General features: G+C 65.8%; 10 protein-coding genes. 5 read left to right on the plus strand and 5 right to left on the minus strand.

Annotated elements, in window-relative coordinates; translation table 11 throughout:
- Nucleotides 1-168: 168 nt before the first annotated feature.
- The 3 genes from SJI03_RS10260 to SJI03_RS10270 all read left to right on the plus strand — a co-directional run bounded on the left by SJI03_RS10260 (nt 169) and on the right by SJI03_RS10270 (nt 3930).
- Complete coding sequence (locus SJI03_RS10260) at nt 169-1284, plus strand: mechanosensitive ion channel family protein (protein ID WP_099376967.1); 1116 nt, start codon at nt 169-171, stop codon at nt 1282-1284.
- Nucleotides 1285-1334: 50 nt separating this feature from the next.
- A complete protein-coding gene (locus SJI03_RS10265) occupies nt 1335-2630 on the plus strand; it encodes a cation:proton antiporter (protein WP_322427095.1) in 1296 nt (431 codons plus the stop codon).
- A gap of 109 nt (nt 2631-2739) precedes the next feature.
- Entirely contained in the window at nt 2740-3930 is a 1191-nt protein-coding gene (locus SJI03_RS10270) for a serine hydrolase domain-containing protein (RefSeq protein WP_322427096.1), read from the plus strand.
- Here the strand turns inward: SJI03_RS10270 and SJI03_RS10275 are convergent.
- The gene (locus SJI03_RS10275; RefSeq protein ID WP_046685558.1) at nt 3927-4310 is read right to left on the minus strand and encodes a YkvA family protein; all 384 of its coding nucleotides are present in this window, start codon (nt 4308-4310) and stop codon (nt 3927-3929) included. The two genes, SJI03_RS10270 and SJI03_RS10275, sit on opposite strands and share 4 nt — an antisense overlap.
- Nucleotides 4311-4402: 92 nt before the next feature.
- Here SJI03_RS10275 and SJI03_RS10280 point away from each other — a divergent pair, with 92 nt between their 5' ends.
- On the plus strand, nt 4403-5494 hold the full coding sequence (locus tag SJI03_RS10280) for a DNA topoisomerase IB (protein ID WP_322427097.1): 1092 nt from the start codon (nt 4403-4405) through the stop codon (nt 5492-5494).
- Here SJI03_RS10280 and SJI03_RS10285 read toward each other — a convergent pair.
- On the minus strand, nt 5454-5678 hold the full coding sequence (locus SJI03_RS10285; protein ID WP_322427098.1) for a hypothetical protein: 225 nt from the start codon (nt 5676-5678) through the stop codon (nt 5454-5456). The two genes, SJI03_RS10280 and SJI03_RS10285, sit on opposite strands and share 41 nt — an antisense overlap.
- A 264-nt stretch (nt 5679-5942) precedes the next feature.
- Here SJI03_RS10285 and SJI03_RS10290 point away from each other — a divergent pair, with 264 nt between their 5' ends.
- Nucleotides 5943-9305: a hypothetical protein gene (locus tag SJI03_RS10290; protein ID WP_322427099.1), complete on the plus strand. Its 3363-nt coding sequence runs from the start codon at nt 5943-5945 to the stop codon at nt 9303-9305.
- A gap of 6 nt (nt 9306-9311) precedes the next feature.
- Here the strand turns inward: SJI03_RS10290 and SJI03_RS10295 are convergent, their stop codons facing one another.
- From SJI03_RS10295 to SJI03_RS10305, 3 genes are read right to left on the minus strand one after another with little or no spacing between them, the layout of a single operon-like run.
- Nucleotides 9312-10124, minus strand: coding sequence for a ferritin-like domain-containing protein (locus SJI03_RS10295; protein ID WP_322427100.1), 813 nt, complete (start codon nt 10122-10124; stop codon nt 9312-9314).
- Nucleotides 10125-10167: 43 nt separating this feature from the next.
- A complete protein-coding gene (gene dsdC / locus SJI03_RS10300; RefSeq protein WP_322427101.1) occupies nt 10168-11091 on the minus strand; it encodes a DNA-binding transcriptional regulator DsdC in 924 nt (307 codons plus the stop codon).
- Nucleotides 11091-12422 carry a D-serine ammonia-lyase gene (locus SJI03_RS10305; RefSeq protein WP_322427102.1) on the minus strand — a complete coding sequence of 444 codons (1332 nt, stop codon included), beginning with the start codon at nt 12420-12422 and terminating at the stop codon, nt 11091-11093. The genes dsdC and SJI03_RS10305 overlap by 1 nt, the downstream gene beginning before the upstream one ends.
- Nucleotides 12423-12427 lie beyond the last annotated feature (5 nt).

Raw genomic sequence — 12427 nt, forward strand, 5'->3', positions numbered from 1 at the left:
TTTCCGTATTGAAACGTCAACGTGGCATGGCGCAGCGCAGCAATTTCTTCCAGTATCCGCCTTGATCCAAGTCTTATCCGTTCGGCAACGCACGTCCCCGCGACGTCATCTGCACGTAAAATAGCCGCTTCCGACATCCATTTCACTAATTTCAAGGAGTTTTCGCCTATGGATCTCAGCACGTTCCACTCGCTGATGGGAGGCCCGCTGCGCTCGGCGCTGACCGTGCTCGTTTCCGCCCTGCTCGTCACCCTGGTCGCCATCGGCGTGCACCGGGCCGGCATCGGTTTGCTGAAAAGACTGGCCAATGGCCACCCGCTGGCCAGCAACGTCGCGCGCGTGGCTTTCCGCGCCAGCCAGCTGTGCATGATCGTCTTCGGCCTGCGCATGGTGCTGGCCAGCGCGCCCGACGACACGCCTGGTCTGGTTGCCATGTCGCACCTGGCCAGCGTGGCGCTGATCATCGCGCTGACCTGGCTGGCCATGCAATGCATCGAATCGCTCAGCATCACGATTTCCCAGATCAATCCCGTCGACGCGGCCGACAACCTGCGCGCGCGGCGCCGTATCACCCAGGCCCGCGTGCTCACGCGCAGCGCGCACGCCATCGTCGTCCTGCTGGGCCTATCCTTCGTGCTGCTGACCTTGCCCGGTGCGCGGCAGATCGGCGCCAGCCTGCTGGCCTCGGCCGGCGTGGCGGGCCTGGTGGCCGGTATCGCCGCCCGCCCCGTGCTCGGTAATTTCATTGCAGGCCTGCAAATTGCGTTTTCTCAACCCATTCGCATCGACGACGTGCTGATCGTCAATGGCGAATGGGGCACGGTCGAGGAAATCAAGGGCACCTATGTGGTCGTGCGCGTGTGGGACGAGCGCCGCCTGATCGTGCCGCTGCAGTGGTTCATTGAAAATCCGTTCGAGAACTGGACGCATACCTCCTCGGACATCCTGGGCACGGTGTTCCTGTGGCTGGACTTCAGCGTCCCGATCGAGCCCCTGCGCGCAGAGCTGACACGCATCTGCGAGTCCGCCAAGCAATGGGACGGCCGTGTCTGCACCGTGCAGGCGACGGATTCGAACGAGCGGGCCGTGCGCGTGCGCTTTCTCATCAGTGCGCGGGATTCGGGCACGGCCTTCGAATTGCGCTGCCTCGTGCGCGAGCAGATGCTGGCCTTCATCACCACCCACTACCCGCACAGCCTGCCGCGCTTGCGCTCCACGCACGACCCCATCGAGCTGCACGCCATGCAGGCGCAGAACGATAGCGTGTCGCTGTACAAAGTGTAAAGAAACCTGCGGCGCGCTGCCCTCGTCCGCGCGCCGCTACAATGGTTCGCATGAGCACCACCGCCTGGTTCATCCTGATCGGCTGCCTGATGCTGGCGCGTGGCCTGGGCGCCGACGGCATCGCGCGCCTGCCCTTGACTTCGGCCATGGCGTACCTGGGCGTGGGCCTGCTGCTGGGGCCCATGTTCCTCGGCCTGTTTGCCTTCGACCTGGTGCAGCAGGCACCCCTGCTGGAAACCCTGACGGAAATCGCCGTCCTCATCTCTTTGTTTTCCGCCGGCGTCAAGATGCCCGTGCCGTTCAGCCTGGCGCGCTGGCTGCCGTCGCTGCGCCTGGCGTGGCTGTCGATGGCCATCTCCGTGGCCCTGGTGGCGGCCTTTGCGTGCTTGGTGCTGGGCTTGCCTCTGGGCGCGGGCGTGCTGCTGGGCGCCATCCTCGCGCCCACCGACCCCGTGCTGGCCACCGACGTGCAGCTGCGCCATGCGGGCGACAGCGAGCAATTGCGCTTCATGCTGACCAGCGAAGCGGGCATGAACGATGGCAGCGGCTTTCCCTTCGTCATGCTGGGCCTGGGCTTGCTGGGCCTGCATGAGCTGGGGCCGCATGGCGCCACCTGGCTGTGGCGCGACTTTCTCTGGGCCAGCGCGGGCGCCATCGCCCTGGGCGCGGCTGGCGGCTCGCTGCTGGCCTGGCTGGGCTGGCAGGTGCGCGCCAAGGAACCGAAACACGCCATGCTGGACGACCTGGCGGCCCTGGGCTTGATCGCCCTCGTGTATGGCCTGACCACGTGGCTGCACGCGTGGGGCTTCTTGGCCGTGTTCTTTGCCGGCGTGGCCTTGCGCCAGACGGAACTGCGCCTCGCTGGCGCGCCGAAAGACCGGCAAGGCTTGCTACAGGCCGAGGAAACGCATGCCGTGTCCGCCACCAGGCCGCACGACAGCGACGTGACGCTGACCGTCAGCGGCGAATCGCTCGTCTTCAAGGAACACCTGGAACGCCTGTCCGAACTGACCCTGGTGCTGTTGCTGGGCGGCGCCGTCACGGCCGCCGCCTGGAGCTGGCAAGCGTGGAGCGTGGCGCTGTTCCTGTTGCTGGTGGCGCGCCCGGCCAGCGTGATGCTCGGTTTGCTGGCCTCGGGCACCAGCGTGCGCCTGCGCGGGCTGGCCGCCTGGTTCGGCGTGCGCGGCATCGGCTCGCTGTACTACCTCAGCTATGCAATCGCACACGGCTTGCCGCGCGGCCTGGCGCGCGAACTGGCCGACATCACCCTGGTCGTCGTCATCCTCTCCATCGTCGCGCACGGCCTGACGGTCAAGCCCTTGCTGGAACGCTATTGGCGTAAATAGGCGCCGGCAATTCCCCTTTGTCATTGCTGCACAGCAATGTTTTGTCAATTGCCCCTATGGCGGGCGGAAATATTGTTAAGATAATTAAAAATGGCAAAAGAGAGAAGCAATGAAACGAAGAAGCGTGCTGGGACTGGGCGTCTCACTGGCCCTGCTGCAAACGGGCTGCGCCACCGATCCGGCCAGGCTGGCGTGGGAAACGGAATTTGACGGCTTCATGCGCGATGGCCTGGCCCGCACGGAAACGCCGGGCATGAGCGTGGCCGTGGTGCGCGGCGAACAGACCATTTTCGCGCGCGGCTATGGCTGGGCCGACATCCAGGCCGGCAAGAAGGCCGATGCCAACACGGTATTCCATGTCGCCTCCGTCAGCAAGCTCGTCACGGCCACGGCCATCATGATGCTGCTGGAACAGGGCGCCTTCCAGCTCGACGACAAGGTGGCGGCCTACCTGGACTTTCCGCTCATGCATCCGAAGTTTCCCGATGTGCCCATCACCTTTCGCCATTTACTCAGCCACACCTCGGGCATTTCCGACGCCGTGTACGAAAAGACGACGACGTTTGCCGTGCAGGGCGACCCGCGATTGCCGCTGCGCGACTTCGTCAAGGGTTATTTGTCGCGCGGCGGCGCCTGGTATGACGCGGATGTGTCGTTTGCGGCCCGGCCCGGCACGGAATGGCGCTACAGCAATGTCGGCATCGCCCTGCTCGGCTATCTGGTAAGCCGCTTGAATCCCGATGGCCTCGACGCCTTTGCGCACGAGCACCTGTTCGAACCGCTGGGCATGGACAATACGGCGTGGAATTTGGCCGGCTTGCCGCGGCGCGCCGTCGTCGCCCAGCCGTATGCGCACAAGGAACCGGGCCTGCAAGTGCTGCCGCCCGTCGGCTATCCGGACTGGCCGGCCGGCCTGCTGCGCAGCTCGGCGCATGACTTTGCCCGTTTCCTGGCCATCTTCAGCAATAACGGCCGGGTCGACGGTCACCGCTACCTGCAAGATGCCACCTTGCAATTGTTTTTTGCCCCTCAAGCGGCCCCCATCGTGCCCGCCGACTCATCCGTGCGGCAAGCCCTGGTGTGGCTGCTGCGCGACATCGACGGCAAGCCGCTGGCCACGCACAGTGGCGGCGATCCGGGCGCCGCGTCCGTTGTCTGCGTCGACCGCGCCAGCAAGACGGCCGTGCTGGCCTTCGCCAACGTCAGCGCCGACAAGGAGTTTCGTTCATTCCAGAAAGAAGTCGTGCTGCGCCTGCTGGCTCATGGCGGCAGCGGCGCGCTGGCGGCAAAGAAACCCTAGGCGCCGAACCAGCCGCGCAGTTTCTCGGCGGCACGCTCCTTGACCTCGGCCGTGATGTAGGTGGCGACCGTGGCGACGGCTGCCGCCAGCACGGCCAGGTCATCCGCATAGCCGACTACGGGCGTGATGTCGGGAATCGCGTCGATGGGCGAAATGAAATAGCCGAGCGCGCCGTAAATCGCCGTCTTGGCCCACAGCGGGGTATTCGGCTGCTGCGCCGCGTAGTACAGCCACAGGGCTTTTTCGATGACTTCGCGTCCCGCCGTCTTGGCGAACTTGACGACCTTGTCCCAGAAGCTGTCATCCGTGTATTTCTTTTCATACTGCTTGTCGGCCTGGGGGGCGTGGTCTTCTTCCAGATTCTTTTTTCTGCCAAACATCTGCTGCTCCTGTCTGCCGCGCACGGCGTTACGAATGCGCACCTTAGCATAACGGCGCGCCGGGCGCGCGGCCTGCAAGGTAAGCTATCACCATGGAAATATCCGCCACCACCACGGCCCACGCCGCCGGCCTGCGCTACACGGGCGACCATCAAAGCGGCATCGCCCGATCAGGCAAGCCCGGCAAGTTCCGCTACCGCGACGCTGACGGCCAGTTCCTGCGCGATGCCAGTGCCTTGACGCGCATCAAGGCACTGGCCATTCCGCCGGCCTGGACGGACGTGTGGATCTGTCCGCACGCGAACGGCCACCTGCAGGCGACGGGGCGCGATGCGCGGGGCCGCAAGCAGTACCGCTACCATGCGCGCTGGCGCCAGGTGCGCGACGACGTGAAATATGAACGCATGCTCAGCTTTGGCAACGCCCTGCCCGCCATCCGCGCCGCCGTCGCGCGCGGCATGCAGTTGCCCGGTTTGCCCCGCGAAAAAGTGCTGGCCACCATCGTTCATCTGCTGGAATTGACGATGATGCGCATCGGCAACGAGGAATATGCGCGCACGAACAAATCCTTCGGCCTGACGACCCTGCGCACGCGCCACGTGCAGGTCGACGGCAGCGCCGTGGCCTTCCACTTCAAGGGCAAGAGCGGCGTGCGCCACGATATCCGTCTGAGCGACCGGCGCCTGGCCAGGGTGCTGCAGCGCATGCGCGAGCTGCCGGGGCAGGAACTGTTTCAATATGTGGATGAGCACGGCGAGCGCCACGGCGTCGATTCGGGCGACGTCAACGATTACCTGCGCGAGGTGACGGGCGAAGACTACACGGCCAAGGATTTCCGCACCTGGTCCGGCACTTTGCTGGCCGCGCTGGCCCTGCGGGCGTTCGAACAGGTCGATTCCGAGGCGCAAGCGAAGAAAAACATCGTACAGGCGATCGAGTCGGTGGCAAAAAAACTGGGCAACACGCCGACGATCTGCCGCAAGTGCTATGTGCACCCGGCCGTGCTGGAATCGTATCTGGATGGCAGTTTATTGGAAGGCATGCGCGCGCGGGCGCAGGAACAGTTACGGGAAGAACTGCCGGCGCTGGCGCCGGAAGAAGCGGCCGTGCTGGCCTTGCTGCAGCAGCGGCTGCAGGCTGGCGTCAAGCCTGGCGGCCAGGCTGGCAGTGCGCAGACAGTTTGAGGGCGTCGCTGCTGCAGATGGGCAAGGCGCCATGGCCAGCCTCGCGCGCCACGGGCGCCGGCACGGCATCGCTGGCTGGCGCCTCGCCCGTACTCATCCAGGTGGCCGCCAGGGTCGAGAAAATAAACAGGCAGATCAGCAGGAACGGCTTGTTCAAGTGAAAAAACTGGTCTGGCTTTTGCATCGCATACTCCGTCGGACTGGTTGGCTGTTGCAGCATGGACACGATCATCGCGTGTTTCCGCAAGGCATACAATCAGACAGTTTCGACAAGACGGGTAGGACAGCGCTGACAGGCTCAGCCATGGCGTCCCGTGTCGGCAGATTTGACACCGGCTCCGGCCCATATCAGTCAAGCCCTTGTTTTTACAGCACAAGTTATACGGGAACGCTTCCTGCTTGACCTCTTGCCTGGGCACGCTTGGCGCCAGTCAACGGGGGAACGATCATGAGCTTTATCAAACACGCGCTGCTGGCGCTGCTGTTATGCGCGATGTCTGCCGCGCATGCCACCAGCATCGGCTACACGGCGACATCGCTGGGCGGCACGCAGTGGCGCTACGACTATACGGTCAGCAATACCACGCTGGCCGTACCCATCGAGGAATTCACCTTGTTCTTCAGCGTGGGCCAGTACGCCAACCTGCACAGCATCTCCACGCTGCCAGGCTGGGACGTGCTGCTGGTGCAGCCAGACCCAGCCATTCCAGGCGACGGCTACCTCGACGCGCTGGCGCTGGCCGGCGGTATCAATCCTGGCGCCACGGCCACGGGCTTTTCCGTCACCTTCGATTACCTGGGCGCGGGCAGCCCCGGCGCCCAGCCGTTTTCCATCCTCGCCCCCGTTTCCTTCGTCGAGCTCGAGGCGGGCATCACGCAGCCGGCCGCCGTCGCCCTGCCCTCCACCCCATGGCTGCTGCTGGCGGGCGTACTGGCCGTGGCCTGCCTGCGGTGCCGGCAACTGGCGGGCGCCGCGCTGGCCACAGGGCTGGCAATGGGCCTGTGCGCCTGCGGCGGGCCGAACGATCCTGCGCAGCCCCCTGCGCCGAAGGTCATGCTGGCCACCGCTCAGGCCGCCGGGGAATTCGAAGTGACCTTGCTGGAAAAAGTGGCCGAGCAGCGCGTCAGCCGCACGGCCTGGGACTACACCTACCGCGTGCACATCCGCAACAATGGCAGCGAAGCGGCCAGCAATGTGCAAGCCGTGCTGGCCAGCGCGCCTGCAGGCTGCACCATCATCGATGGCGAGGTGCAGGCCGGCAGCATCGACGCGGGCGCCACCGTCACGCCCGCTGACACCATCACCGTGCGCATCGAGCGCAGCATCGCCTTCCAGAGCGCGGCCCTGACGTGGACCTTCAGCACCGGCGCCGGCATCGAACTCGATCCCGCGCGGCCCGCGCAGGTGGTCGTGCTGTCGCTGGCCGCACTGGGTTTTACGGACGGCGCCGACAGCGTCAAGGCCAGCGGCGCCGTCACGGACGTGCTGCTGCAGGACGGCAGCCTGCGCTTTTCCACGCCCGGCGACACGGGCGTGGACCAGCACGCGCAATTTTCCCTCAGCAAGGGCGGCAAGGTCACCACCCTGCACCTGCTGATCCAGACGGAACTGCCCACGGCCGTGGAAACCTATGTGGAACCGGACGACGACGGCAACTTGCCCGCCACGGCGCCCGTACTGGCCATCACGGGGCTGGGGCCGAACAACCGGTTGCAGCCGGGTACCCTGGGATTGCGCCTGGTGGGCGCCGCCCCCATGGCCCTTCAGGACGACAGCGACGGCCTGCTGTCCAGCCCGGATGGCCTGGCCATCAGCCTGAAGACCTACTGGACGTTCGATGCGGCCAGCGGCACCTTCAGCATCGGCGCCACCGCCATGCAGCAATTGCTGGCATCCTTGCCCAACGGCAGCTACGACCTGAACCTCAATTTCGTCTCGCAGGATGGCGAATTCACGGCCAGCTATGCCTTGATCGTCATCAAGTCCGGCATCGTGCTGCAGGGACAGTTGCGCACGCCGGCGGGCGGCAATGCCACGGGGCTGGCAGGCAAGAAAATGTTATTGGCGGGCTACAACAACCACCAGCGCCAGGTGGCCGTGGTCGACGCCACGGGCGCCTTTCACTTCGATGGCGTGCTGCCCGATACCTACCAGCTGACCTTGAACGACCTCGTCCACCCGAACGTGGTCAGCGTCAGCGCCGTCGTGTTTGAGAACAGCAGCAATGTCAACGTCGGCATCGTGTATCCGTACGGAACCGGCCTGGCTCAGCGCAGTGCGGCACAGACGTATATGGCGGGCAACGTGACGCAGGATGGCGCCGGGCCGCCCGCGCGCGAGGTGCCCGCCGGCTCCCGCGCCATGGGCGACGTCACGCCGCAGGATGACGAGGGCAGCAAGACGTTCACGGCCACGGCGGCCGCGCAAAACCAGACCATCACGACGCCCGTCGCCTTCACGGTGCCCAAGGGCACGAAAAACGTGGGCGTGAAAATCACCGTCAGCACGGCCGAGTACCCCACCTACACGACTGCGCAAAGCCAGTACAACGATACCTGGTCCTACGCCGTGACGGGGCTGCCCGGCGTCAACCTGGCCGCCACGGGCGCCGTCAACCAGACGCATTACACGCAGGGCACCATCGTCAGGACGGAGTGTGTCGATGTCAGCAAGCAGACCCAGGCTGGAGCATTGAGCCTGGGCGGCAACGTCAGCGCGACGAATATCGGCGACAGCGCCCTGGCCACCGTGACGACGGTGGAACTGAGCCTTGCGTGCAAGGGATTGAAAGTGACGCAGGCGAAATTCCTCTCGCCCAACAATGCCGCCCGCCCCGTGTTGCAGCCGATCAAGCTGACGGGCAATCTGGCGGGGCCGTATGTGTCCGTCTCGCAAGGAACGGCCACGGCCACCCACACTTTGCCGCTGGAATTGCATTACACGCCGGCGGCGGCGACGATTACCGAAGTCAATATCGGCATTTCGTCGGGCGGCGGCGATCCCGCCTTCAGCACCGGGAATTTATTGTCCCAGACCAACACCAAGACTGCCGGCACAGTGAAATTTCCCAGCCTGGTACTGCCCGCCTTTGCCGGCGCCAAGCTCGACAAGAAGGCCGTCGTCACGGTGCGCCTGAAGGGCCGTATCGACAATGTCGATGCCAGCTCCGACCCGGCCGAAGGGGGGCAAGTGGAGTTCAAGGGCGCCACGGCCTACATCCCCCTGTACCTGGCCGACAACGAGGCGGCGCTGGCGGTGCGGCGCTACGGCACGCGCGATGCGGGCGGCGATTCGTGGGCCACGCGCCTGGCCATCGCCTGGCTGGCCGGCAAGCCCTACCGCTTCGACGACATCAGCGGCCAGCACGTGACGCAGACAGCGTCGGGCCGCTCCATCCTCGGCCACAGCGGCCACAGCGATGGCCAGCAGATCGACTTGCGCTACGCGGATGGCGCGGGCGGCTACACGGACGCGCTGGGCGGCCAGAACGATGGCGCCGCCATTCACCAGTTGATCAATGCCGCGAAGGCGGAAGTGGTGGCCAACCCCGCGCAAAAGCCGAAACTGGCCGCCCTGCTGGCGTGGATCGCGGCGAACCGGGCCATGCTGGCCCAGGAAGCGGCGCCGGCCAGCACGCGCGTCATCTACATCGGCCCCAGCTTCATCAAGCTGGCCCTCGTCGACGGGCGTTTTTCCGCCGCCCCGACCGACCATATCCCCGGCGCTGGCACCTGGACCAAGCCGGTAAAAGTGCACATCGAGGCGGGACACCTGAGCCACTGGCACATCAGCATCACAGCCCATCCGTAAGCAAGGTCAGGCGGGCAGATCGGACAGTTCCAGCTCCGAAAAGCCCGCCCGGCGCCGCGCTTCCAGGTTGAACGGGCCGCGCAGGGTGGGCGCTTCATAGCGCAGCGCCAGCTCGGCATACGTGGCGCGCAATTCCAGGCCGCGCTGCTCGCACAGGTAGCCATACCAGCGGTTGCCGATCTCGACGTGCCCCACTTCATCGCGCAGGATGATGTCGAGGATGGCGGCGGCGGCCATGTCGCCCGCCTGGGCCAGCTTGGCGCGCAGCGGCGGAATCGCGTCCAGCCCCCGCGCTTCCAGGGTGCGCGGCACCAGCGCCATGCGCGCCAGCACGTCGCCGCGCGTCTTGTCGACCATTTCCCACAGGCTGTCATGGCCGGGGAAGTCGCCATACGTGTGACCCAGCACCTGCAGGTGTGCCTGCAGCATGGCAAAGTGCGTGGCTTCCTCTTTCGCCACGCGCAGCCAGTCCGTGTAGTATTCAGCGGGCAAGTCCGGGAAGCGCCACAGCGCGTCGAGCGCCAAATTCATCGCATTGAATTCGATATGCGCCAGCGCGTGAACCAGCATGGCGCGCCCTTCCGGCGTGATCATCGAACGCCGTCCCACCAGACGCGGCGGCACCAGTTCCGGACGCTGGGGACGGCCCGGCACGGCGCCGGTCGGCGCCAGCGGCGCCTGCGCATCGAGCGCAAGCGGCGCTTCGGCCATGGCCGCCACCATCGCCACCTTCGTTGCCGGGTCCGGTTCGAGCAGGCAGGCCAGCGCATAGGTGCGCAATTCCTGTGGTGGTATTGGGGTCAGTGGAGGTGGCTGCATGGGACTGCTTTCTGGCGCGTTGCTTGGTAAGGCGCGCAGTGTATCAAATTGCCTGCCCCAGCAGCCAGTCGAACAAGGCCTGCACTCTTCCCGGCAGCGGTGTCCGCGCGGCGTGCACGAGATAATACGCCTGCGGGCTGGCCAAGGCAAACCCGCCAAACGGCAGGATCAGCTGGCCGCTGTCCAGCCATGGCTGCACCAGCTGGCGCCGGCCCATGGCCACGCCCGCGTGGTGGATAGCCGCCTGCGCGCACAGGTCGGCGCGGTCGAAACGCAGGCTGCGCGTGGGCAAACTCACCTCGGGCGCCTGCGCGTCCAGCCACAGCCGCCACTCGGCATCGGGCGCGCAGGCGGGCCAGGCCAGGGTGTCGTGCAGTACCGTCGCGCCAGGCAAGTTGTGTGGCGTATCCAACAAGCCGTGGTGGCGCGCATAGTCGGGACTGCAGACGGGCGCCAGCCATTCCTCCATCAGCTTGCGCGAGGCCAGTCCGGGAAAGCTGCCGTCGCCATAATGCAAGGCCAGGTCGACCTGGCCGGCGCGAAAGTCCACGCTATCATTGCCCACGCGCAAGTCCATCGACACGTCCGGATACTGTGCAGCGAAGCCTGCCAGGCGCGGCACCAGCCAGCATTGCGCAACAGATGGGCGCGCATGCACGGTGACGCTGCCCGCCAGCGTGTCGCCGCCGGCCAGGGCCGCGTGCAGGCTGTCCCAGCCACTTTGCAGGGCGGCAAAGATGCGTTCGCCGTCGGCCGTCAGCTTGACTTGCCGCGTCAGCCGTTCGAACAGCCGCAAGCCCAGGCTGCTTTCCAGCCGCGCGATGCGGTGGCTGACGGCGCTGGGCGTCAGCGCCAGTTCCTGCGCCGCCAGCGCGAAACTGGCGTGGCGCGCCGCCACGAGAAAGGTGTGCAGGTTGGCGAACTGGCTGGCCGTCAGCGTGGCCATGCGCGCCGCGCCGGCCGGCATCAGGCGGCTCCGGTCGCCAGCAAGGCGCGGCCACGAGCCACGTAGGCGTCCATTTCCGCCTGCGGCACCATACTGCCGCCCGTACCCCACACCAGGTGCGTGGCCGTTTCCAGCTGCGTCTGGTACTGCGGCGCGGCCAGCACGTGCTGGATGCCCGCGAAACCGGCCACGGCGGACGGTTCCAGGCGCCAGCCTTGCGTTTGCTCAAGCAGCGCCAGCAAACGGTACAGTTCTTCATCCGTGACGGTGGCGTAGCCGTCGATCAGCCGCTGCATGGCGCGTCCGACGAAGCCGGACGGGCGTCCCACGGCCAGGCCATCGGCAGCCGTCAGGTTGTCGATGCCGATTTCCTGCACGCTGATGCCATCATGCAAGCCCGTGTACACGCCCAGCAGCATGCACGGCGAGTGGGTCGGTTCGACAAACACACAGTGAACTGCGTCGCCAAAGGCCAGCTTCAAGCCGAAGGCCACGCCGCCGGGACCGCCGCCCACGCCGCACGGCAGGTAGACGAACAGCGGGTGCCCGGCATCGACTATCACGCCGCTGGCGGCGAACTGGGCTTTCAGGCGTTCGCCCGCCACCGCGTAGCCGAGAAACAGATCGTGCGAGTTTTCATCGTCGACAAAATGGCAGCTGGGATCGTTCTCCGCCTGTTTGCGCCCCGCTTCCACGGCCACGCTGTAATCGGTCGCGTATTCGACGACGGTCACGCCATGGCTGCGCAATTTATCCTTCTTCCACTGGCGCGCATCGGCCGACATGTGCACCGTGGCGCGAAAACCCAGGCGCGCGCTCATGATGCCGATCGACAAGCCCAGATTGCCCGTGGAGCCGACGGCGATCGCATACTGGCCAAAGAAGGCGCGCACGGCGTCGCTGGCCAGCAGACTGTAATTATCGCCCTCGTTCAGCAAGCCAGCATCGAGCGCCAGCATTTCCGCATGTTTCAGCACTTCATAAATGCCGCCGCGCGCCTTGATCGAGCCGGAAATGGGCAAATGGCTATCCTGCTTGAGCCATAGCTGACCGCTCATCACGTCTAATGTTAAACCCAGCGCCGCCTGCATGGCCGGCAGCGGCACGACGGGCGACTCGATGATGCCGCCGGCGGCCTGCGTTTCCGGAAAGGCCCTGGCCAGATACGGCGCAAAGCGCGCCAGGCGCGCGCTGGCGTCGGCCACGTCAGCCGCCGTCAAGCCCACGTCGTTCAAGGCCTCGGCCGCCGGCGCGATGGCGGGATTGAACCAGCTCAAGGGCTGCAAGGCCATCAGTTCTGTAATCAGGGGAAATTTTTCGCGCAGCGCGGCGATGGCGGAAGTGGTCAGCATGGCAA

It is taken from the genome of Janthinobacterium sp. GMG1 (assembly GCF_034427795.1).
Taxonomy (GTDB): Bacteria; Pseudomonadota; Gammaproteobacteria; order Burkholderiales; family Burkholderiaceae_D; genus Janthinobacterium.